The 22,388-nt window shown below is 69.5% G+C and carries 19 protein-coding genes and 1 tRNA gene; 9 read left to right on the top strand and 11 right to left on the bottom strand.

Annotation, left to right across the window (positions count from 1 at the left end; all coding sequences use genetic code 11):
• Positions 1–10: 10 nt before the first annotated feature.
• From HYV14_04210 to HYV14_04195, 4 genes are all read right to left on the bottom strand, one after another.
• On the bottom strand, positions 11–589 hold the full coding sequence (locus HYV14_04210; GenBank protein ID MBI2385199.1) for an NAD(P)H-dependent oxidoreductase: 579 nt from the start codon (positions 587–589) through the stop codon (positions 11–13).
• 116 nt (positions 590–705) lie between these two features.
• Positions 706–8,856 (bottom strand): AAA family ATPase, encoded by an 8,151-nt coding sequence (locus HYV14_04205; GenBank protein ID MBI2385198.1) that lies wholly within the window; start codon positions 8,854–8,856, stop codon positions 706–708.
• 471 nt (positions 8,857–9,327) lie between these two features.
• A complete protein-coding gene (locus HYV14_04200) occupies positions 9,328–9,534 on the bottom strand; it encodes a MerR family transcriptional regulator (protein ID MBI2385197.1) in 207 nt (68 codons plus the stop codon).
• A gap of 46 nt (positions 9,535–9,580) precedes the next feature.
• The gene (locus tag HYV14_04195; protein MBI2385196.1) at positions 9,581–9,733 is read right to left on the bottom strand and encodes a hypothetical protein; all 153 of its coding nucleotides are present in this window, start codon (positions 9,731–9,733) and stop codon (positions 9,581–9,583) included.
• Between the two features lie 128 nt (positions 9,734–9,861).
• On the opposite strand from HYV14_04195, the gene mgtE reads away from it, so the two are divergent.
• A complete protein-coding gene (gene mgtE / locus HYV14_04190) occupies positions 9,862–11,226 on the top strand; it encodes a magnesium transporter (protein ID MBI2385195.1) in 1,365 nt (454 codons plus the stop codon).
• Here mgtE and HYV14_04185 read toward each other — a convergent pair.
• Together HYV14_04185 and HYV14_04180 are read right to left on the bottom strand one after the other, a co-directional pair.
• On the bottom strand, positions 11,223–11,858 hold the full coding sequence (locus tag HYV14_04185) for an RNA pseudouridine synthase (GenBank protein MBI2385194.1): 636 nt from the start codon (positions 11,856–11,858) through the stop codon (positions 11,223–11,225). The two genes, mgtE and HYV14_04185, sit on opposite strands and share 4 nt — an antisense overlap.
• Positions 11,855–13,585, bottom strand: coding sequence for a hypothetical protein (locus HYV14_04180; protein MBI2385193.1), 1,731 nt, complete (start codon positions 13,583–13,585; stop codon positions 11,855–11,857). The genes HYV14_04185 and HYV14_04180 overlap by 4 nt, the downstream gene beginning before the upstream one ends.
• Positions 13,586–13,648: 63 nt before the next feature.
• Here HYV14_04180 and HYV14_04175 point away from each other — a divergent pair, with 63 nt between their 5' ends.
• Together HYV14_04175 and HYV14_04170 are read left to right on the top strand one after the other, a co-directional pair.
• On the top strand, positions 13,649–14,017 hold the full coding sequence (locus HYV14_04175; protein MBI2385192.1) for a response regulator: 369 nt from the start codon (positions 13,649–13,651) through the stop codon (positions 14,015–14,017).
• Positions 14,018–14,079: 62 nt separating this feature from the next.
• Complete coding sequence (locus HYV14_04170) at positions 14,080–15,300, top strand: NCS2 family permease (protein ID MBI2385191.1); 1,221 nt, start codon at positions 14,080–14,082, stop codon at positions 15,298–15,300.
• 2 nt (positions 15,301–15,302) lie between these two features.
• On the opposite strand, the gene HYV14_04165 is transcribed toward HYV14_04170, so the two are convergent.
• The 3 genes from HYV14_04165 to HYV14_04155 are packed head-to-tail and all read right to left on the bottom strand — an operon-like array spanning position 15,303 to position 17,727.
• A complete protein-coding gene (locus tag HYV14_04165) occupies positions 15,303–16,217 on the bottom strand; it encodes a class I SAM-dependent methyltransferase (GenBank protein ID MBI2385190.1) in 915 nt (304 codons plus the stop codon).
• Complete coding sequence (locus HYV14_04160) at positions 16,217–17,026, bottom strand: hypothetical protein (GenBank protein MBI2385189.1); 810 nt, start codon at positions 17,024–17,026, stop codon at positions 16,217–16,219. The genes HYV14_04165 and HYV14_04160 overlap by 1 nt, the downstream gene beginning before the upstream one ends.
• Positions 17,023–17,727: a response regulator transcription factor gene (locus tag HYV14_04155; GenBank protein MBI2385188.1), complete on the bottom strand. Its 705-nt coding sequence runs from the start codon at positions 17,725–17,727 to the stop codon at positions 17,023–17,025. Before HYV14_04155 ends, HYV14_04160 begins: the two co-directional genes overlap by 4 nt.
• 24 nt (positions 17,728–17,751) lie before the next feature.
• On the opposite strand from HYV14_04155, the gene HYV14_04150 reads away from it, so the two are divergent.
• The 4 genes from HYV14_04150 to HYV14_04135 all read left to right on the top strand — a co-directional run bounded on the left by HYV14_04150 (position 17,752) and on the right by HYV14_04135 (position 19,511).
• Entirely contained in the window at positions 17,752–18,549 is a 798-nt protein-coding gene (locus HYV14_04150) for a HAMP domain-containing histidine kinase (GenBank protein MBI2385187.1), read from the top strand.
• A gap of 91 nt (positions 18,550–18,640) precedes the next feature.
• Entirely contained in the window at positions 18,641–19,060 is a 420-nt protein-coding gene (locus HYV14_04145) for a hypothetical protein (protein MBI2385186.1), read from the top strand.
• The gene (locus HYV14_04140) at positions 19,057–19,221 is read left to right on the top strand and encodes a hypothetical protein (GenBank protein MBI2385185.1); all 165 of its coding nucleotides are present in this window, start codon (positions 19,057–19,059) and stop codon (positions 19,219–19,221) included. The genes HYV14_04145 and HYV14_04140 overlap by 4 nt, the downstream gene beginning before the upstream one ends.
• Complete coding sequence (locus tag HYV14_04135) at positions 19,221–19,511, top strand: hypothetical protein (protein MBI2385184.1); 291 nt, start codon at positions 19,221–19,223, stop codon at positions 19,509–19,511. Before HYV14_04140 ends, HYV14_04135 begins: the two co-directional genes overlap by 1 nt.
• Before the next feature lie 3 nt (positions 19,512–19,514).
• On the opposite strand, the gene HYV14_04130 is transcribed toward HYV14_04135, so the two are convergent.
• Both HYV14_04130 and HYV14_04125 read right to left on the bottom strand, forming a co-directional pair.
• Positions 19,515–20,006, bottom strand: a complete 492-nt coding sequence (locus tag HYV14_04130; GenBank protein MBI2385183.1) for a hypothetical protein — start codon at positions 20,004–20,006, stop codon at positions 19,515–19,517.
• On the bottom strand, positions 20,000–21,049 hold the full coding sequence (locus HYV14_04125; GenBank protein ID MBI2385182.1) for an N-acetylmuramoyl-L-alanine amidase: 1,050 nt from the start codon (positions 21,047–21,049) through the stop codon (positions 20,000–20,002). Before HYV14_04125 ends, HYV14_04130 begins: the two co-directional genes overlap by 7 nt.
• 113 nt (positions 21,050–21,162) lie before the next feature.
• Here HYV14_04125 and HYV14_04120 point away from each other — a divergent pair.
• Together HYV14_04120 and HYV14_04115 are read left to right on the top strand one after the other, a co-directional pair.
• Positions 21,163–21,239, top strand: a tRNA-Met gene (locus tag HYV14_04120).
• Positions 21,240–21,343: 104 nt separating this feature from the next.
• The gene (locus HYV14_04115; GenBank protein ID MBI2385181.1) at positions 21,344–22,312 is read left to right on the top strand and encodes a tyrosine-type recombinase/integrase; all 969 of its coding nucleotides are present in this window, start codon (positions 21,344–21,346) and stop codon (positions 22,310–22,312) included.
• Positions 22,313–22,388 lie beyond the last annotated feature (76 nt).

The raw sequence follows: 22,388 nt of genomic DNA, 5'->3' as shown, positions 1-22,388 counted from the left end.
GGGCCTGCCGTCAGGGCGCGCTCGGCACGCTGCGCAGGGTCTTCAAGGCTCCTCCCCACGCGACGAGCTGATCGAGCATCGCGTTGACGGCCTTCTCCTGGTGGGCGCCGGGCGTGAAGACCTCGAAGCGCTCGAAATCGGAGCGCAGGGACAGGACGACCTGGTTGCGCACGGTCGCGACCTGGAGCTCGGCCAGGGAGAGCCGCAGCTGCTCGACGGCGCGCGTCCCCCCCGTGCCGCCGTAGGCGACGAAGCCGGCCGCCTTGTCGTTCCACTCGGGGTACAGGAAGTCGAGCGCGTTCTTGAGGGCCGCGGAGGTGCCGTGATTGTACTCCGGCGAGACGAAGACGTAGGCGTCGAAGGTCTCGATCTTCGCCGACCAGGCCTTGGTGTGCGGCTTCGCGTACTGTCCCTCCGCCACCGCCGCGGGGACGTCCTCGTCGAGCAGCGGCAGGGCGAAATCCAGGAGGTCGACGAGCTCGTAGCGGTCGCCGCCGCGCTTCTGGGCGACCTCGTGGACCCACTTCGCGACCGCCAACGCCTTGCGGCCCGGGCGGGTGCTCCCGACGATGATCCCGATGTTCAGCATGACGCCAGTGTACCGCCGCGGACGGCTTTCCGGGAATTGAGGAATTGGAACCGTTTGATGAAAAAGCCCTCCGTCGCCGGAGGGCTTTCGACTATCCTTGAGGAGAGAGGCGCGGCTTAGAACATGTCGTGGTAGGGCGGCCAGCGGCCGTCCTGGAAGCGAGGATTGCTGGGGCCGCCGTTCCACGGCCGCGCGGGGGTGGACGAGGACGCCGAGCCGGCGCCGGGGTGGATGTCGGGGACGCTCCCCTTCGGCTCGGCGGCGCGGCGGGAGAAGAAGGGGTCGCGCGCGTAGGCGATGGCGCGCAGGGCCGCGGCCGTCTTCATCGGCCGGGTCTGGTTCGTCAGCATCTCTTGAAGCTTCGAGGGCTTGGGCGAGCCGTCCGCGTTGAGGCCCTGGGAGCGGGAGTACTCCTCGAACTTGCCGGAGCGGACCAGGACGCGGGCCCAGGCGTCGGGCGAGTTGAAGTAGGCCTGCTCGTTGACGCTGGCGATGTCCGCCGGCGACTGGTCCATCAGCTCCTCGAGGGGCGCCAAGGCGTCCGCGCCGCCGGCCAGCTGGGCCGTCACGACGTAGGCATAGAGTATCGGCCAGCTGGAACCGAGGCTGTAGTCCTTCACCCCGCGCGCGTCGAGGTAGCGCTTCATCGCGTCGCCGAGTCCGAGGGTGAGCCCGAGGCGGGAGACCATGGCGGCCCACGCGCGGGACATCTCGTAGCCGGTGCGCGAGTAGCTCGTCTGCGTCTTCATCATGTTGTGCAGGCGGGAGAGGGCCTCGGGGCTCGTCTCCGTCTCGCCGGCGAGCTTGAGCGCGGCCTGGCGCACGGGCTCGGCGCTGTTCGTGCCCCAGAAGGTGGTGTCGCGGAAGATCTTCTGCAGCTCCTCGGTGCGGCCGAGGCGCTTCATCATCGCGAGATAGGCGTCCGCGTCGGTCTTCGCGTGATCGAGGTCGGCGGGCATGCCGACCGCGCCGAGGGCGCGGTTGGCGGCCTCGGAGATGTCGTTCGTGCGCCCCCCCTTGATCTGGGCGGCGCGGCTCATCGCCTGGCGCGTCGCGGCCAGGCCCAGGCGGGCGTAGATGGCCGACAGCGCCTGCACGAGCGCGTTGTGGACCGGGACCTCGTAGTGCGAGGTGCCGGTCACGCGGCGGGCCATGTTCTCGAGGACCTGCACGTCTTCGGCTCCGCCGAAGCGCTCTAAGATGAGCGCCGCGGTCATCGCCAAGGGCCAGTCCGCGCCGACCTCGTTGACGACCTTCGGCGAGGACCACGTGTTCTCCGCCGGAGCCTCGAGGGTCTCGGCGCCCCACTTCTTCGACTCGATCCATCCGCGCGCGGTCGCCGCGGCCGACGGCTGCGCCAGCATGGCGTAGCCCTCGGCCGCGGCGATCCGGATCGCGTGGCCGTCGCGCTGGTTCTCCGAGATGCGCGACTGGTCGATGACGCGCATCATCAGCTCGCGGATCTTGGCCATCTCCCGGATCTGGTGCGGCGTCCAGGCTCCGGCGACTGCGTCGCCGGAACCCCCGGCCGCTGACGCGGCCGCCTTGGTCACCGCCGAGAGGGCCGGGGCCTCCTTGCGGATCTCGAGCCAGATCTGGGTGCCCTCGGGCCCGGTCTTGAAGCCCATGCGGGCGCCCGGGATCGCCGCGAGGCGGCGGTACAAGTCGAGCAGGTTGTGGTCCCAGAGCAGGCGGGCGCTGAGGTTCAGGTTGTCGGCCTTCTGCTGGGCCGCCAGGTACGACGCCGGAGCCGCGCCGCTGAAGTGCATGACCAGGGACTTCTGATCGTCGGCCGAGAGCTCGTACGCGCCGCCGACGGCGACGCGGATCGCCTCCGCCTCCACTTTCGCCGTCACGGTGACGGGAGAGGCCGAGCCGGCCGTCGTCGCCTGTTCCTTGGCGAGCTTGACGACCTGCTTGAGCCAGCCCTCGCCTTGGCCCGAGGCCGGCGTGTCGAGCGCCTGAATCACGTTGTCGTCCCAGCCCGCCGCCTTGACCGCCGCGATCGTCTCGGCCGTCGCCGCGCGCGTCGCCGCGTCCTTCTTTTTCGAGTTGTTGTGTTCGGCCGCGACCACGGAGGAGTCCACGGCCAGCCCCGCGCCGGGAGAGAGGAACGCCTTCGTCCGCTCGGAGGCAGCCGGAGCCGCCGCCGACGCCCCCTCCTTCGGAGGCAGAGCCTTGCGCATGAGCTGGTCGAACAGGTTCTCGGACGGCTCCTCGGCGTCCATGCCGCCGGAGAGCCGCTCGATGATGGAGAACAGCTCGGCCGCGACGGCCTCGGACGCGCCCTGCACGGTGGCGCGCGCCGTGTTCTTCTCCGGCTTTTTGCTCGCCGCGAAGACGATCTTGCCGTCCTCATAGGTCACGTTGATCTGCGCGCCGCGGATGTCGTTCTTGCCCGCCTCGGCCTCGCTGAGGATCCACTTCGCGAGCGGGTCGATGATGTTCTTCTCGATCGCCGCCGTCATCGGGCGCGCGCCGTTCAGCGGATTGTAGCCGGCGACCTTGAGGAAATCCACGACGGACTGGTCGAAATGGATGTCGGTGTCGTGCCGGTCAGCCAGCAGGCGCTTGAACTCCTCGAGCTGGATCGTCGCGATCTTCGACATGTCCTGGGGCCGCAGGCGGTTCACGCGGATCCACTTGTTCTTCGACATCGGATCCTCGTCGAGGCGGTTCAGGAACTCCGGCCGGAAGCGCTCCTTGAGGGCCGCGCCGACCATCAGGTCGATCTCCTCGTCCCAGAGTTGATTGACCTCGTCGACGGTCGGCAGCGGCTTCGCGTCGCGATCGGCCGCCTGGCCGGCGGCGATCGCCGCGTTGTGCGCGTCGATCTTCTCCAGCATCTTGGCGTACTTCTCGCCGTCTACGCCCTTCATGCCGGCGTTGGAGGTCAAGATGATGACGGTGTTCTTGAAGTCCACGGTGCGGCCCTGCCCGTCGGTCAGGCGGCCGTCGTCGAGGATCTGAAGAAGCACGTCGAACACCTTCGTGTGCGCCTTTTCGACCTCGTCGAACAGGATCACGGAGTAGGGCTTCTTGCGGACGGCCTCGGTGAGCTGGCCGCCCTCGCCGTAGCCGACGTAGCCGGGAGGCGAGCCGGTCAGGCGCTGGGCCGTGTGCTCTTCCATGTACTCGGACATGTCCAGGCGGATCATGGCCTCGGGATCGTTGAAAAGGAAGCGCGCGAGCTCCTTCGCGAGGTAGGTCTTGCCGACGCCGGTCGGGCCGGTGAGCAGGAACTTGCCCATGGGCCGGTTCGGGTTCGAGAGGCCGGCCTTGTTGCGGCGGATCGCGTTCGCGATGGCCGTCATCGCCGGCGTCTGATTGATCACGCGCCGGCCGAGCTCCTCCTCCATCTTCGTGTAGCGCGCGGCGTCTTCCTCGCCCAGGTTCAACTGGCCGGACGCGATGCCGGTCTTGGCGGCGATCACCCGCTTCACCACTTCGGTCGTGACCTTGCCCGAGCCCGAGGCCACGGCCTCGCGCTCGCCGTACAGCGACTCCGCCTTCTTCACGAGCCCGGCGACCTTGTTGTACAGGTCGACCGGCAGCGCGAGGGTCGAGGCGATGCCCTTGTCGATCAGGGCCTGGCGCGCCTCGTTGACGGCGACGACGAGCTCGCCCCACGTCTCGCGCAGGTCGAGCGTGATCGCGGCGCGCAGATTGTCCGGGCGGGAGAGCTCGGCGGCGTCCTGGACGGCCTTGATCGACTTGTCCGGGTTGAAGTTCGTCTTGTCGAACTGGTCGGTGAGCTTCGCCGCGTCGACGAGCGCCTGGTCGGGGATCACCGCGTCGTGCAGGCTCTGCAGCCACGACTTCATCGCGCGGAGGATCGAGGTCGTCTGCGCGACCGTCGGCTCCTCGACGTCGATCTTCTCGAACCGGCGGCGGAACGCGTCGTCGCCCTCGATGAACTTCTTGAACTCGGAGCGGGTCGTCGTCGCGATGACCGAGATCTTGCCGTCGCGCAGCGGGCCCTTGAGCACGTTGGCGATCTTCTGCCCCGCGTTGTCGAGGAAGAACTTCTGGATCTCGTCCATCAGGACGATGACGTCGTTGCCGCGGGACGGCCCGCCCTGGTTGAGGCGCGGGAGCAGGTCGAGTATGGCCGACAGCATGCCGACGGGATCGTCCTGGGTCAGGATCTTGTTGATGTCGAGCTCGACGAGCCAGCGGCCCTTGAGCCGGTCGAACTGGAGGAAGGCATTCGAATCGACCGCCGTCGCGGCCTCGGCGTCCTCGATCATCTCGGCCAGGCCCTCGGGCACGGCCGTCTTGCCCACGCCCGCCTCGCCGATGAGGATGACGGAGTTGCGCATGCCGCGCGGGGAGGTCACGATCGGCAGCATCCGCTTGATCTCCTCCCCCCGGCCGACGACGGGCGGCCGCTTGTCCTCGGGATGGCGGGCGAGCGGCTTGAGCATGACGCTCAGGAGCTGGACCTGCTTGTCGGTGAGCTTGCTCTTGCCGTCGTTGAGGGTGACGTTCTGCAGGTACTCCTGCCACGCCTGCGCCGGGTCGCGGCGCACGGCGGCGGGCGCCGCGGGCTCCGGCTCGACGGCGGCCGCCACGGCGGCGGCCGACGGCTTCAGCTCCGGCGCGCCGGGCTGCTCCTGGAACGGGCGGACGGACGCGGCCCCCGAGTGCGGGGCGGCCGTCTCGTCGACGAGCAGCTGCAAAGTCGCGTCCATGTCGGCGCCCTCGGGCACCACCAGCAAGGCGGCGGTCTCGGAGCCGCGGAAATTCGCGTGCATCAGCTGCAGGCGGCGAACCTCGGCGTAGTCCTTGATCGCCTCGGCGCTCGTTCCCTCGCGGAACTCGACGATGACCGCGCGGGCGTGATCGTAGGCGGGGGCGCCGGCGTACGGCTCCTCGTCCTCGGTCATCTTGGCGGCGATGTTCGGATGGACCTTGACGGCTTCGACGTTCGCTTCGGCGGCGAGGCCGGCGGCCTTCTCGATGGCCCGGCCGGCGTCCGCTCCGGTCAGCGTATACATGTCGCCGTGGTGATAAAGGGTGTTCTGGCCTTGGCGGTAGAGAGCCGCGCGGATGTCGTCCTCGGACGTCCCCTCGGCGAACTTCACGAGGACCACGTTGACGCCGTACTCCGCTTTGCCGTGGCTCGAGACCTTGGCGGGCAGCGCCGGCGGCGGGATCAGGGCGCGGCGCACGGCGGGGGTCACGCCGACGCTGCGCACGTCGGAGCGGCGCGCGAGCTCTCGCGCGAGCTCGGCCGCGCGGGCCGGATCGGAGGCGCCGATCTTCCAATCGTGGTTGTCGACGCGCTCGCGCGCGCCGTAGCCGACCAAGGTCCCCCCGATCTTCTCGACGGGGACCGCGGGGTCGAACAGGACATGGACCTGATCCGTCAGACCGTCCTCCTTGACGACCTTCCCCTGCCAGTCCTCGTCCACGCCGGGCGCGTACGCGGGCTCGGGCTCGACGGCGGGCGTCTCCGCGACGGGCGCCTCCGGCGAGGCGGCGGGCGTCTCAAGAGGCAGGTCGCCCTGAACGGAGGCGTCGACCCCGCTTTCCGCCGCGGGCGTCTCCGCGGCAGGCGCCTCCGCGGCGCGGCGTCCGCGGGTCAGAAGGAGGTTGTGCACGAAGGTCGAGACGACGACCGTCTTCACGTCGGCCTCGTCGACGAAGGCGCGGGCGAGCTCGGCGGCCTCGGCGGCGGAGCGCACGGTCGTCTCCACGACCGTCTGGCCCTTCATCTCCTTCGGGGACGACAGCGAGCGGAAGGCGCGCATGGCCGACGGGTGGTTGGCGAACACGACGCGCACGCGCGCCTGAGGGTAGCCGCTGTTGAGCTTGACCTTGTGCGTCCAGTCCGGGCGCAAAGCGGCGGGGGTCCCGACGGGCTCGGGCACGGGGATGTCCATCGCCTCGCGCAGGCCGGGGTGCACGACGATCCGCAGCACCGCGGGGTCGCGGACGATCCGGCGCGCCACGAGATGCGCGTCCGTGCGGTTGGCGATCTCGATCCGGTAGTAGCCCATCGCGGGCGCGGTGGCGGAATACTCCAGGCCCGCGAACAGCCGCTCGAGGTCGGCCTGCGGCGTGCCGGGCGTCACGTCGACGGCGATCGCGTTGACCGAGGCGGAGTCCTCCGCGACGACCTTCGACAGCGGGTCCCCGGGAGCCTGCTCGTCGCCGATGGACGGGGCGCTCAGCAGGCGGGAGAGAAGGGAGAGCTTGACGGCGCCGCCGCCCTGGGACTTCTCCTTGTCGGCGGCCTTCATCGCGTCCTTGAGCTTGCCCTGCTGATGCTTGTTGTCCCAGCGCGCGAAGATCTCGTGCTCCTTGAACCACTTCTTGAGACGCTCGTAGAAGGGCCCGTTCCGCGGGTCGGCGAGGACGGCCTTGATCTTCTCGAGGGAATCCTCGGGCATGGCCTTCTCTTTAAGGAACTCGGCGGCCTTGTCCGGGTACTCCTTCATCAGGGCCTCGAGCTTCTGGTCGTCGGAGAGCGCGCGGAACTCCTCCTTGGCCATCATCTCGTCGACCAAGGTCTCGAGGGCGTTCTTCATCGCGTGCTCGGTTTCATAGGCCGAGACTTCGCTCTCCAGACCGAGGTCCTCGGCGATCTGCACGATCACCGCGCTCCACTGGCTCATCAGCTCCATGAGGTCCTGGACGGCGGCCTCGGAGCGGACCTTCTCGCGGATGCACCAGTAGTCATACGAGCAGGGCAAGGCGAGGAACAGCAGCGGCAGGGCCAGCGCGAAGTTGAAGTAGGCCGCGGCGTAGAAGGCGGCGAGCGCCGTGAAGGTCACGGTGTTCGCCAAGGTGTTGATGCCCTTCTGCGTGCGCACGCCCATGAAGTCGGCGAGCCAGGTCAGGACGTTGGAGGGACCCTCGTAGAGCCGGCGGAACACGCCCTGGTAGCCGCGCTCGACCTTGGGGTTGAAGATCCACTTGGCGTAGAACCGCTCGGGCAGGACGCTGGCGAGGATCTTGCCGCCGTCGAGCTGGGGCAGGGGCAGCATGTTGAACGCGGCGAGCGCCAGGTTCATCTTCCACAGGCCCGCTGCCACGAGGGCCAGCACGCCGCCCGCGGGCAGCAGCGCCGCCGCTCCGAACGCGAGGCCCGCGATCAAGAGGTTCGTCGCGGGACCGGCCGCGGCGACCCAGAAGGCGTTGCGCGCCGAGCGCGGCCCGCCGAACGGGGAGGTCAGGTTGTTGAAGTCGGCGTCCACGGGCTTGCCCGCGCCGAGCAGGAGCGGGAAGGGCAGCAGCACGCTCGAGATCGCCAGCGACAGGGCCGGGACGATCACGGTCTTGACCGCGTCGATGTGGACGAACGGGTTCAGGCTGTGGGAGTGGGCGTGCTCGGCCGTCTTGTCTCCCAGGCGATGGAGCACCGCGATGTGCGCGACCTCGTGGGCGAGGACGGAGACGACCAGGCCCGCCCCGAGCGTCAGGACGGGAACGGCGCCGTACGCGATCGCCACGGCGACGGCCGCGGCGACGGCCAGCGGAGCGACGACCTTCGCCCAGATCGGCGTGGCCGCCGATCTGCGGATATCGCCGACGCGGCGCGCGGCCTCGGGGGTCGGGATCGAGTAGTCGTTGATGATCGCCGTCGCGCGGGCCGAGGGCTTGGAGAGGCCGGCGGCGTGGGAGTGGGAGTGAGTCTCCCCCTTCGCCGCGGCGGGCGCGTCGGAGACGCCGTCCTCGCGGTCGGCCGCCCCGTCGAAAGCTTCGCGGCCGGAGAGGCCGAGGAAAGGAAGATACTTCGCCAAGGCCGCGCGCACGCCCGACTTCTTCGGCCTCACCCAGCGCGGGCCCGCCTCCGCGGGCGTCTTCTTGCCCGTCTTGACCCAGCGCGGTCCCGCCGCGGGCGGCGCGGGCTGCTTGGCGCCCTCGACCCAGCGCGGGCCGTCGTCCTTCTTGACCGGCGCGGTGGGCGCGCTAGGCTGCTTCGCGGGCTGTCGCGCGCCCTGCTGGTGCGCGCCCTGGCGTTCATCGGCGTTGGCCGCCGCGGGACGGGGCAGCGCGAGGGCCGTCGGAGCCACGGCGGGAGAGAGCGCCGGGACGAGGCTCGCGGAGCCGAGCGAGAGATTGGAGGGAACGGCGGAGACGCCGTTGGAAGCGGAGGGCGAGAAGCCCGCCCGCGCGGCCGAGCCGGCCTCGGCGGCCTGTCCCGCGCGGAACGTCTGCGCGGCGACCGGGGTCACCGTGGTCGTCGCCATCAGCGACCCGCTCACGATCACGGCCACGACGGACTTCAGCGTCTTGGTGTTGCGCAACGATGCCATTGGTTCTCTCTCCTGAGTACCACCACAACGTGCTTCTCTATATGAGGGCAGGAGAATTATAAGGACTGTTGATCTGAATCAATAGGGACCGAGGACCCAAAAAGCCCGTCGATTAAGGCCCGCGAACGCGTGGGCCCAATGGGGAGACGCCGCGTAGGACTTTGCGGCGTTGTGACGCCCGTGTGACGGCCTGACGACGCCGCGGGCAACGACTGGACGCGGGAACGGCCGGCGGTATCAAGGCGTATCAGGCGGCGTAGCCGCTAAGCTCGTCAGACGAGCGTAACGCGCCGCTCCGCCGTCATACGCCGCCTGAGCGTAACGTCGAGGAAACGGCGCCGGATCGACGCCCTGAGGGGCCTGGGGTCGCCGCGACAAGGGGTCGTCGAACGTCGCGGACGACCCCCGGAGCGCGGCTCGATGCCGCGCGTCCCCGAAGGGCGTCGATCCGGCGCCGTCCCAGTATCGGCGTTACGCCCGGAGGCTGAGTATGACGCGGATGCCCGCGAGGTTGACCTTCTTCTCCATCCACCCGCGTATGTCGCGGAGACGGTTCAGGTCGAAGTCGTTGTAAAGCCGCTGCCGCCCGCGGGTGCGGGACGGACGCAGCAGGCCGTGGCGCTCGATCCAGCGCAAGGTCCAGATCGGGATGCCCGTCAGGCGCGACGCGGCCCCGATCGTGTAGACCGGGGTCGCGGTCGTGCGCTTGACCGGGCGGTAGAGCCTACCCACGCGGAGGCCTTCTGAGCTTGCGCGGGCGCGAGCCGAGGGACGCCTCGAGGCGCGGGGCCTCCGAGCGGATCTTGACGTAGGGCGTCCAGGTCGCGGTTCTCTTCACGAACATCCAGGGCATCAGGTCCTTGGCGATCATCGGCATGACCTCCGGGGAACGTCTGGCGCTGCAAGCTCCGTGTATATATCAGCTTAACTGATATTTGTCAATAGGTAAGCTGATATATATTGTCATGGGATGCGGCGCGCGCCCGCTTTTGTTAGGATTTAGGAGTGAAGACGCTGCAGATCTATCTCGCCGATCTGAAGGAGCTGCTCGAGGGCCGGGACTTCGTGTCCGCCCGCACGCTCCTCAAGCTCCTCAGCCCGATCGACCTCGCCGACGGCTGGGACCACTTCGACGCGGACGAGCGCGTGGCGATCTTCCGCCTCAGCACGCGGCAGAAGGCGATGCAGCTCTTCGAGGAGCTGGAGAGCGAGCAGCAGGCCGCCCTCGTCGGGAGCCTGCAGCGGCAGGACGCGCAGGAGCTGCTCAGCGACCTCGACCCGTCCGAGACGAGCCGCATGATGCGGGACCTTCCCCAGCCGCTCGTCCGCCAGTTCAACTCGATCATGAAGAAGGGCGGGCAGGAGTGCGTCCAGCAGTACCTCCAGTATCCCCCCGAGTCGGTCGGCGCGCTGATGCGCGGGCGCTACGTGACGCTCGACGAGAAGTGGACGACGAAGGCCGCGGTCGAGCGGATACAACACAGCACGCGTCTCAGACGCATCGAGGAGACGCACCTCGACACCTTGATGGTGATCGACTCCAAGAGCCAGCTGCGAGGCGTCGTCGGCCTCAAGTCGCTCGTCGTCGCGCCGAACGACATGCTCGTGCGCGACCTGATGGACCCCGCGCCGCGCACGCTGACGCCGGAGCTGGACCAGGAGGAGGCGGTCAAGCTCTTCACCAAGTACAAGCTCAAGAGCGCGCCCGTCCTCGGCGCGGACGGCGCCCTGCTCGGCGTCGTCGTCTACCGCGACATCTTCGCGATCGCGAGGGAAGAGACCGAGGAGGACTTCGCGAAGATGGCCGGCTACGCGCGCGAGACGGGCCTGCGCTCGAGCTTCCGCGGCGCGATGCTCCGCCTGCCCTGGCTGGCGATCACCTGCCTCGGAGGCGTCGGCGTCTCGCTGATCGTCACCCGGTTCGAGGCGACGCTCGCCCAGATCATCGCGCTGGCGAGCTTCTCCCCGATGATCGCCGGCATGGGCGGCAACGTCGGCTCGCAGACGGCGACGATCGTCGTGCGCGGCCTCGCCACGGGCGAGATCGGGGACGACGACCAGGGCTCGACCGTCCGGCGCGAGCTTTCCGTCGGAGCCTTGCTCGGGCTTTTTTACGGGATCGTGGTAGGAGCCCTCGCCGGATTCCTATATCACTCCCGACACGGCTGGAGGTTCGGAGCGGTCGTGGGCGTCTCGATGGCGCTGTCGATCTCCGTGTCGTCGGGGCTCGCCTCGATCGCGCCGCTCGTGATGCGCCGCTTCAAGATCGACCCCGCCACCGCCGCCGGGCCGATGACCTCGACGACCACCGACCTGCTCAGCAACGCGTTCTACTTCACGCTCGCGAGCTGGCTCCTCCTCGGCCGCTAGCCGCCGCGGGAGACGAGGACGGCCGCGAAGTCGGGGCCGGGCTCGGCCTTGAGGTCGTAGCCCAGGTCCAGGTGCAAGGTGTAGGCGTGGAGCATGAGGCGCTTGGCCCCCCCGATCGGACGCGGCGGCGGCCCGTAGCGGGGATCGCCCAGGATCGGGTGTCCCTCCGAGCTGAAATGGGCGCGGATCTGATGCTTGCGGCCGGTCAAGGTCTCCACGCGCAGCAAGGTGGCCCCGCCGAGAGGGCGCTCGACGCGCCAGCGCGTGACCGCGCGCTTGCCGTCGGGGGCGGGTGCCACGCGCCCGGAGCTGAACTCGCGCAGGGGCTTGTCGATCTCGCCGGAGCCGGTCATCGAGCCCAGGACGGCCACGAGGTACTCCTTCTTCGCGCGCCGCTCCTCGAACTCCTTGGACAGCAGGCGGTGGGTCTCCGCGTCCTTGGCGAACACGAGGATGCCGCTCGCGTCGAGGTCGAGGCGGTGGACCGTGAAGACCTTCTTGCGCAGGCGCCGCTCGATCTCGACGTTGACCGCGATGCCGATCTCGCCGCGCCCGGGGATGGTGGGCAGGCCGACGGGCTTGTTCACCGCGACGATGCGGTCGTCCTCGAAGATGATGGGCGTCTCGATCATCGCCCCCCCGTCACGCGCGCCCACGCGGCCGCGGGCTCGAGCGCGCCCTTGCCCGCGATGACGAGGTTGAGGAACTCCCAGGCCGCCTCGGGGCGCCCGGTCGCGACGCCCGCCTCGTAGGCGGCGCCGGCGAGAGAGCCCTTCATGTAGGGGGTGGTGTCGCCGCGGAAGCCCCCGCGGGCCCACTCGCGTCCGCCGTCGAAGGCGCTCAGGTTGCCCGCGTGGACGGTGCCCGCGCGGCCGGCGCGGACCTCGTCGAGGCCGACGAGCTCGACGGCGCGCAGTATCTCGACGGCGACCGCCGCGATCTCCGCCCCGTACTTGTTCGAGACGAAGCCCTCGTCCTGCAGCCAGTGCACGTACTCGTGGGCGAACAGCGGCCGGTAGTTGGCCGAGAGGTCGGGCAGGCGCCGCCAGTCCGGCTTGACCATCAGGCGGATGCCGAAATCGGAGCGGAAATGACCGTCGGGGATGCCGACGTGGTCGGGATGGTCCTTGTAGGTGGTGGCGGAGTGCCAGTACATGCGGTAGCCGTTCGTGCGCCCGAGCACGTCGGCCTTGTACGCGGCGTCGACCTTGCGGCCGAGCTTCGCGGCGATGACCGGAAACTCCGCGGCGACGAGCGAGGGGATCGTCCTGGCGACGAGCACCTCCTCGTTGACCGGCGCCGCGCCTGACTCGAGCCAATCCGTCGTGACCTTGCGCCAGGGCTTGAGCTCGGCGGCCACGCCGCGCCGGGACAGCAAGGTCGGATACAGCGCCGGGAAGGCGAGCCGCATCACGAAGCGGCCGAAGACGGTGGACGAGAGCGAGGCCGCGACGCCCTTCGGCACGACGGAGTTCCATTCGACGACGCCTTCCTCGGAGATGATGAAGAAACGCGCGTCCTTGCCCGCCGCCGTCTCAAGGTCCTCCGGCGAGGGATAAGCCGAGTGCATCGAGTAGACGCCCATGCGCGCCGTCGGGTGGTTGTGGAGGGCGAGGTCGTAGTCGTCCCACTCCCCCGACACGCCGTGGCGGTCGCCGCGCGCGATCAGCCACTTCCCGTCGCCCTTGCGCCTATGAAGGAACACCTCGTGCGGGAGCTCCGCGACCGCCCGGAGGCTCTTCGCCGTCGGGGCGAAGCCGAGCGGGAGGACGGACCCGGCGGGCGCCGCGTCGAGCGCCTTCAGCGCCGCCTTCATGAGGCCGCCGTCATGATCGTAGCCGTCGAGCGCGGCGAGGTTCCCGGCCGCGGACGGCGCGGGCTTCCTCGCGGGCGAGAGCAGGCGGAGGAACGCGCCCCGGCCCGGCTCCGCCGCCGCGGGCGCCGAGACGACGCCGCCGCCGAGCGCGACGGGCGCGTCGAGCTGGGCGCGCGCGTTGAAGTCCGCCTCCGCCGCGCCGGACGCGTCGCCGGAGCCCAGCTTCGAGACGTCGAGCGCGGGCGCGGCGAGGGACTTGATCAGGAGCGGCCGAGGCTCGGCGACGGCCCCCTTGACGGCCGCCGGACGCGCGACGGCGAGCGCGGGAGCGGAGAAAGGGGCCGCGAGCGGCGACGGGGCCAGGCTCGCCAGCGGGATGAGGGCGTTCGACGCCAACTGGAGCGGGACGGCGCCCAAGGGCGACGCGGCCGACGACGACGCGCCCGGGATCCCCAGCTCCGGAACGAGCTCGACCCGCGCGGTCCCCGCGCGGGCGGGAACGGCGAGGGCGGCGGCCAGGACGGCGGCGAGACGGACGGTCATTCCCCGGAGCATAACAGCCGTGAGGAGGTCACGCCAGGGGTCGAAAGACCTATAATAGGAACCGTGAGATCCGCGAGAGTCCTGGTGGTCGACGACGAGGGCGCGAACCTCGAGATCCTGCTGCGCTGCCTCGCCCAGAAGGGGCACTCCGGCGTCGGCGCGGAGAGCGCCGAGGAGGCCGCGAGGGCGCTGGCCGCCGGGACCTTCGACCTGGTCCTCCTCGACCACGTGCTGCCCGGTCAGACCGGGATGCAGGCCCTTCCCCGCTTGAAGGCCCTGACCCGCGCGCCGATCCACATCATGAGCGGCTATTCCGACGACGACACGCGCCGCGACGCCGTGCTCCTGGGAGCGTCGGGCTTCCTGCCCAAGCCCATCGAGCACGCGGCCTTGGGCGCTCTGCTCGACTCGCTGCCCGAGCGCCCGGCGTGAACATCCCCCCCGCCTCGGAGCTCAAGCGCGAGGCGCTCGCCGGGCTGACCACCTTCTTCACGATGGCGTACATCGTCGTCGTCAATCCGGCGATCCTCTCCGCGCCGGGCACGGGCATGCCCTTCTCGGGGGTGCTCACCGCGACCGTCCTGCTGTCCTTCCTCATGACCTTGATGATGGGCGCGTACGCGCGCCTGCCGTTCGCCGTCGCTCCGGGCATGGGCATCAACGCGTTCTTCACCTACTCCCTCGTCCTCGGCCTGGGCGTGCCGTGGCCGACGGCGCTCGGCGTCGTGTTCTGGGCGGGCGCGCTGTTCGTGGTCATCTCGGTCACCCCCCTGCGCGTCAAGCTCGCCGAGGCGATCCCGGACGGCCTGCGCACGGGCGCGGCCGCGGGCATCGGACTGTTCCTGGCCTTCATCGGCTTCAAGAACGCCGGGGTCGTCGTCTCGGACCCGGCGACGATGGTGCGGCTCGGCGTGCTCGACCGCAAGGCCTTCCTGGCGCTCGCGGGAGGCGCGCTGACGATCGCGCTGATGCGCCGCAAGAGCCCCTTCGCCTTCCTCGCCGGCATATTCGGCGTGACCTCCGCGGCATGGGGCATGGGCCTGATCGCCGTGCCGCCGGCCCTGCTGTCGCCGCCCGATTTCTCGAGCGTCTTCCTGAAGCTCGACGTCGCCGGGGCCCTGAAGCTCTCTTTATTGCCGGCAATCGTCTCCTTGCTGTTCACCGACCTGTTCGACTCGATCTCGACCTTCGTCGGCGTCGCGCACGCGACCGGCCTCGTCGACGAGAAGGGCCGCCCCCTGCGCCTGAAGGAGGGCCTCGTCGTGGACGCCTTCGCGACGATGGGCGCCGGGCTCGTCGGGACCTCCTCGGGGACGGCCTATATCGAGAGCGCGTCGGGCATCGAGATGGGCGGGCGCACGGGCTGGACCGCCTTTTTCACCGCCCTCTGCTTCATCCCCTGCTTCTTCCTGGCGCCCGTCGCCGGCATGGTGCCGGCCTACGCCACCGCGCCGGTGCTCGTGATCGTCGGCGCCTTGATGTTCCGCAGCGTCGCGCGCATCGACTTCTCGCGCGTCGAGGACGCGATCCCCGCCTTCCTGACGATCGCGCTGATCCCTCTGACCTTCTCCATCACGCAGGGCATACTGTGGGGCTTCGTCTCCCACGCGGCGCTGTACGCGCTGTGCGGCCGCCGCCGCGAGGTCTCCGCCGGAACCTGGGCCACCGCCGCGCTGTCCGCGGGCCTGCTCCTCCTCGACCACGCCCGCTGGTAGCGCTACGCGGCGGGCTTGCGGCCCGACATCAGGTACTGGAGACCCGCGCCGACGGCGCAGAGCCGCCGCTCCTTGGCGGCCGCGTGGCTCCTGCGCTGATAGGCCATGACGTTCTCCCAGAGGCCCGGGAATTCCTCGGGCTTGCCGCCGCCCGCGCGGAAATAGGACTCGGTCTCGTCCTTGTCCCAGATCCAGAAATCGCGCGAGAGCCAGTCCTCGGCCTGCGCGAGCGCGGCGGCCTGCTCGGGCGTGGACCGGCCGGGAAGGGTGAGCGTCGCCTTGTCGGAGAGGTAGGCTTGAAGGTCCTCGAGCCCGGCCTCGTGGAGCAGGGCCGGAAGCAGGTCGCCGATAGAGTTGTTTCCCAGCCCCAACGCCGCCTTGCCTCGCTCGCACAGCGCCTGAAGGCGGACGGCGGCCGTCAGCACGGAGACGTCGCCGTTGAAATTCTCGCTGTCGCGGACGAGCGAGTTCGCGAGGTTGTTCGGCTCGCTCAAGACCAGCAGGCCGCCGGGCTTCAGCACGCGCAGGAACTCGCGCAGCGTCGTCCGAGGATCGGCGACGTGGATCAGCAAGGTCTGGCATGTCACCAGGTCGAACGCGGCGTCGTCGAACGGCAGCGCGTTGACGTCGCCTCGCCGGTAGCCGAACCGGCTCAGGCCCTTCGCCTTCGCGATCTCCGCGGCCTTCAGCACCCACTCGGGCTCGCGGTCGACGCCCGTCACGACGGCCTTCCGGGAGAGGAAGGGCGCCAGGACGCGCCCCCAGTGGCCGATCCCGCAGCCGGCGTCCAGGACGCTCCGGGCCTCCGACAGCCGCCAGCGCGCGGCCATCAAGGCGATGAAGTCGGAGTTCCACCAGAAGTCGCGCGACTCGCCGAAGTACTCCGCGGAGTGCGGCTTTTCTTTTTTGGCCGCCATCACAGCGCGGCCTCGAGCGAGGCGAGCGCGGACAGCCAGCGCTCCTCGCGCGAGACGTCCTCGAACGAGTCGTAGTGGAGCTCGCCGGACGGCGCCTTCGCCAGGATCGCTCGCGCGCCCCGGCCGCGCAGGGCGGCCGGGGCGCGGGCCGCGAGCTCGACGGCCAAGGTCCGGAAGTTCAGCTCGGCGCTGTAGCTCATCTTGGCGCCGAGCGCCGTGTAGTCGAACTCGGACGCGAGGATGCGCACGCGCCGGGCGGGAGAGACGAAGAGCATCTCGATGAACGACGTCCGCTTCTCCTCGCGCACCTGCCGCGTCTTCTCCTTGGCGCCCATCAGCGGCAGTCCGGTCGCCAAGGTCGCCCCGAGGCGCACGGACTTCTCCGCGAGCGACGGGCCCTCGGTCACGGTCTTGAGTCCGCTCTCGCCGACCGTGCCCGCCGACAGCACCTTCAGGTGCGTCCAGACCAGGCGCGAGCGCTCGGCGTTCCCCCGCCCGGCCGTGACGTCGAAGCCGTCCCCGGACAGTTCCGCCTTCGTCACGACGACCGGCGGCGGCGGCTCCTCGAGCAGGCTGACGGGCACCGCGACGGCGGGCTGCCCCGCGGCGCTCAGCTCCGCGGCCAGCGCCTCGGCGTCCTCCGCGGGCGAAGGCTCCGCGACGATGCCCCAGGAGCGGCGCACGGCCGGCAGCCAGCTCTCCGAGGGGAGCGCGGACCTCTTCGCGAACGCGGCGGCGACGAGGCGCGGGTCGAAGCGCGCGGGCGCGCGCAGCAGGACGGCGTGGGGCGGACGGGGCCCGCCGCTCACTTCGGGGGGATCAGCGCGTAGCCCCGGCCGGAGACGCTGACCAGCCACTGATCCGACTTCCAGCCGAGCTTGAGGCGGACGCGGCGCACGTGGACCTCGACGGTCTTCAGCGCGCCCTCTGACGGGGCCTCGACGCCCCACACCTCGCGGTACACCTCGGCGCGCTCCGTCGGCTTCGGCGTGCGGCCGGCGAGGAAATACAGAAGCTCGAACTCCTTCGGCGTCAGGTGCTGGTACTCCTTGCTCCCGAGCTTGACGAGCTTGCGCGGATAGTCGAGGCTCAACGCCCCGACCGACAAAGCCGCGGGCGGCTCGGCGCGCTCCTCGCCGGCGTTGCGGCGCAGCAGCGCGCGCGCATAGGCGAGCAGGCGGGCGCTCTTCACCGGCTTGGTCAGGTAGTCGTCTGCGCCCATGTCGAGGCAGGCGATATCCTGGCCCTCCTTGTCGTTGCCGGTCAGGACGATGATCGGGATGCGCGCGGTGGCGGCGTCCTGCTTGAGGACCTGGCACACCTCGAGCCCTTTCATGCCGGGCATGATGAGGTCGAGGATCACCAGCTCGGGCATCTCCTTCTGGACGGCGAGTATGCCGGCCTTGCCCGACGGAGCCTGGACCACCGAATAGCCCTCCAGAGACAGCACGTCGCCCACCGCCTTGCGGAAGGACGCGTCGTCGTCTATCAGAAGCACCTTCGATGCCATGCCGAGATTTTATATAAAAGAAGAGTGGAACCCAAGCTCTTCCCGCTCGCCGTCCTCTTCCTGACGGCCGGACTCGCCTGGGGCTACGCGCTAGGACGGCGGCGCCGCCGCGCGCGCGCCGAGGCCCACCTTCCGGACGAGGAGCGAATCGCCTGGCTCCAGCGCCTCTCCACGATCGGCCAGATGATGTCCGGCGTGGTGCACGAGGTCCGCACTCCCCTGGCCACCGTCATCCTCACCGCCGAGCACGCGCAGCGCGTCCTCGACAAGGGCGGCGACCCCCGCCCCCAGCTGGCCGCCATCCTCGGCGAGGCGGACCGCGCCGTCGAGATCCTCTCCGACATCCTCGATTTCGCCAAGCCCTCCCCCCTCGAGCTCAAGCCCCTGCCGCTGGCCCCGCTGATCAAGGCGGCGCTCGAGCCGATCTGGATCCGCTTCGACGAGCGCGGCGTCGACGTCTGGCTCGAGGTCCCCGAGGACCTCGTCGTGCGCGCCAGCCAGCGCCACTTCCACCAGGTCGTGACCATCGTGCTGATGAACGCCCTCGACGCCCTGCCCTTCGGCGGCCGGCTCGAGATGATCGCCAAGCGCGAAGGAGACACGGTCCGCGTCGCCCTGACGGACAACGGCGTGGGCATCGACCCCGTCGCTCTCAAGGGGCTCTTCGAGCCCTTCGCCACCGGCCGCGCCGAGCGCGGCGGCACCGGCCTCGGCCTCAACGTCGCGCGCTGGATCATGACCAAGCACGGCGGCGACGTCGCCATCTCGAGCGAGGGCACGGGCAAGGGCACGACCGTCACGCTCACCTTGCCGTCGGCTTAGAACGCCGCCTGGCCGGGCGCGCCCGCAGGTCGGCCATTCCGGACATGCTACAACTATAATGCTATCATCACCCCGACAAATTGGAGGAAGCATGGCTTTTTACCGCAAGAAGCGCCGGAAAGTGGGCCCGAGCAAGAACGACCAGAAGGTCCGCCGCGCGCAGAACGCCGAGGACCAGGAGCGCGCCGCCGGCACCCTCTCCACCCGCTTCCCCTCCCTGCGCTCCCTGCGCGTGAAGGTCTCCATCGCCACGCCCCAGGGCGTCGTGCTCGAGGAGTCCGAGGAGACCTACGGCCCCAACGACCCCTTCTTCCTCGAGGCGGACTGCCCCGGCTCCTGCGGCTCCGGCTCCTACGACTTCGCCGTCTTGATCGGGCAATCCCTCGAGAATCTTCAAGAGCGCGGCGCCGCCCAGATCGTCTGCTCCGAGCCCTCGTACAGCGGCGCCCCGGGCGCCGTCTGCGGCTGCATCGCGAAGTGCGAGTTCCTCGCCGAGGTCACGCCCTCATGAGCGAGGATCTCCAGGCCGAGCTCGCGCGCCTGCGCGCCGAGAACGAGACGCTCAAGAAGGCCGGCGCGCGCGGCGTCTCCCTGAAGGTCAGCCAGAAGGGCGCCGTCAGCCTGTACGGCATGGGCCGTTTCCCCGTCACGCTCTACAAGGAAAAGGAATAGTGCGCCGGGCCGTACTCCTCTCCTTCCTCGTGCTGGGCGCCTGCGCCTCGCTCGACAAGGAGAACGAGACCTTCCTCGAGGGCGACCGCGCCCACTCCGCCGCCGCGAAGCACGACACCGGCGGCTGCAAGCCGTGGTTCGTCTCCCCCTCCCGCGACTGGGGCGAGGGCGCGCCGCGGCACTCCTGCTGGAACCGCCTGTGGGAGGTCCCGACGGCCGTCGTCGTGGCGCCTATCGCCATCGCGATCGTGACGGCGCCCATCTGGGTGCCGATCGTCGTCCTCAAGTAGCCGTCACTCGAGCAGGCGGGCCACCGCGCCGGCGATCAAAGCCTCGAGCCTCGCTTTCTGCGCGGGCGTCAGCTTCGCCTTGTCCAAGGTCAGGATCTTCCCGCTCGCGGGATCGTACAGGGACCCGTCGCGGACCCCTCCGTCAAAGCCGGCGTCCACCGCGGCCTCGTCGCGCGTCAGTTCCACGCTCACGCATTGGACCGTCAGCCGGGCGGGATAGACCTCCCCCCCGGGCCCGCTCAGCGGCCGGGCCAGGTAGAAGCTCACGCGAGGCTTCATCCCGCCGGGACACTGGCCGTCCACGGCCGCGGCCGACATGACCACGACCGACACCTCGTATTCGGTCGCGCCGACCGACAGTCGCTCCACCGAGGTGGGCCGCTGCCGGGCTCGCTCCGTGAGCCGGGCCCAGGCCCCGGCGTCGGCCACGCGCGCGAGCGGCGCGGCCTGCGCGGCGGAGGCGAGCGCGGCCAGCACCAAGATCAGCTTCACCACGCGGGCTCCAGCATCACCGTGCCGGCGCGCTTCGTGGAGACATAGAGGCCGTTCGTCGCGGTCGCGGACCGCCGCACCTCTTCGAGGCGCGCGTACAGCGCCGCGCCGGGGCAGGAGGTGATCTCCTGGTCGCGGTGTCCTTTGATCCTCTCCGCGGGGATCGAGTAGGTCTCCGACAGCCAGCGCGTCAGCTTGATCAGAGAGTCGAGCTGGGCGGCCGTGGGCTTCCGCTTGCGCGGCGAGAAATCCCCCATCAAAGAGATGCCGACGTTGCCGTCGTTGCGGTCCTTCACATGAGCGCCGACGAGGCCCAGCGGACGGCCTTCCCAGATCCGGCCGCTGCCGTCGATGAGGAAGTGATACGCGATGTCGATCCAGCCCCGTCCGCGCTGATGGAAGCGCTGGATCCCCTGGAGCTCGTCCACGGCGTCGTCGCGGCTCGTCGGCTGCGGCGCCTCCGTGTGGTGCACCGAGATCCGCTCCGGCGTCATCGGCTCGTAGGGCTTGGCGGCGGGCGAGGCGCCCCAGGCGGAACGGGGCTCGACCGTCGGCTTGGGTGAGGCTCCCGCGACCGGGAGAGACGCGGACATGAGCCTGAAGGGTCCGCCGCCCGGGCGCTCCTCCTCGAAATCTGCGGCGTACACGCCATAGAACTCGATCGCCGACGGGACCGCTCCGTCGGCCGTGATGCGCAGGCGAACGGCGGACCCCTTCTTCCCCGACACCAGGACCTTCGACCAGAAGCGGCCATGAGAGGAGCTCTCCCCGCTCGCCTCGGTCCACGGCCCCCAGGCCGTCCCGTCCTTGACCGACGCCTCGAGGACGACGCCGGGGCCGTCGAAGCGGCCCTGGATCAGAAGCCCGGTGAAATCCGAATCCACGGGGTCGCTCGGGCCGGAATCCCAGACGACCTCGCCGGGGACGGTCGCGGCCAGGACGATGCGCCCGTCGAGGGGCTTGCCGCTGAACTCGACATGCGCGCCGACGTCGTTCGCGCGCAGCGGCGCGGCGAAGGCCAGCAGGGCGAGCAAAGCGGCTCTCATGCGCATAAGGTACACCGCGCGCGCGCCGGGCGGCAGAGGCGAAAGGCCCGCCCCCCGCTGGGCCCTTCGCCGGGGTCGCCTTGCTATTAATGGCCGCACATGCTATCATGAAGCGCGGGGTAGAGCAGCCCGGTAGCTCGCAAGGCTCATAACCTTGAGGTCGCTGGTTCAAATCCAGCCCCCGCAACCATTTCGCAGTTTCCTCGACGAGAAACAGGATCGAACCCCAGTCAAAACTGACTGGGGTTCTTCTGTTTTAGACCCCACAAGACTACTAGGTTCGTGGAGGTCAAAATGGCGAAAACTGCGACTTACACCGCTCCAAAATACGGCGAATGCTCACTAGGCCATGCCTATGAGGCGTTCCGGCTGCGCTGCCAAGCGCAGAATCTTTCGTCCGGAACCTGCGGTTGGTACGAGCTCACCATCGCGCTCTGGCACCGCTTCCTCGAAGCCCAGGGCATCACCAAGGCCAAAGACGTGACGCCGAACCTGATCCGCGCCTACCTGGAGGACATGCGCAAGCGGGACCTGGCCTCAGGCTACCGCAACCGCACCTACGGCGCCCTCAGCTGCTTCTTCGGCTTCCTCGCGCGCGAGGGACTCATCCCCGCCAATCCGTTCCTGCTGGTCGAGAAGCCGCGCATGGAGAAAAAGCTCATCCGGCCTCTCTCCATGGACCAGATTCGGCAGCTCTTGGGAGCCTACAACCAGAAGCTCTTCCCCTCCCACACCGCCTGGACGGTCATGGTCTTGATTCTCGACACCGGCCTGCGCATCTCCGAGGTCTCCGGCCTGCGCACCGATGAGATCGACTTCCAGGGCGGCGTACTCCGAGTCATGGGCAAGGGCAACAAGGAACGCCAGGTGCCCTTTGGCGCGACTTCCAAACAGGCGCTGTGGAACTACATGGCCCGGCGCGGAGAAGTCCCGGACCAAGGCCTCATGTTCGTCAACCGCTTCGGCGGCAAGCTCTGCCGCCTTTGGATTCAGAAGAACATGCGGCTGCTCAGCCGGCGGCTGGGCATCAAGGGGGTGCGCGTCTCACCGCACACGCTGCGCCACACCTTCGCGATCAACTACATCAAGAACGGCGGCGACGCGTTCAGCCTACAGAGAATCCTGGGGCATTCAAGCCTCGACATGGTGAAGATCTACGTCAGCCTCGCCGATCAGGACGTGGCGACGATGTACCGCAAGTTCAGCCCCATGGACCGGCTCGGCGAGGTGCCGGGAGCAAAGCGGCGAGTGCTGGTGCGATGAACCGCCGCGCCAAAATCACGAGAATGATATTCTCTACCGATGCGAATTGATCTTCGCGAGCGCATAGCAGGACAAA

Source organism: Elusimicrobiota bacterium (genome assembly GCA_016182905.1).
Taxonomy (GTDB): domain Bacteria; phylum Elusimicrobiota; class Elusimicrobia; order UBA1565; family UBA9628; genus GWA2-66-18.
This window is presented reverse-complemented; position numbering and strand designations above follow the sequence as displayed.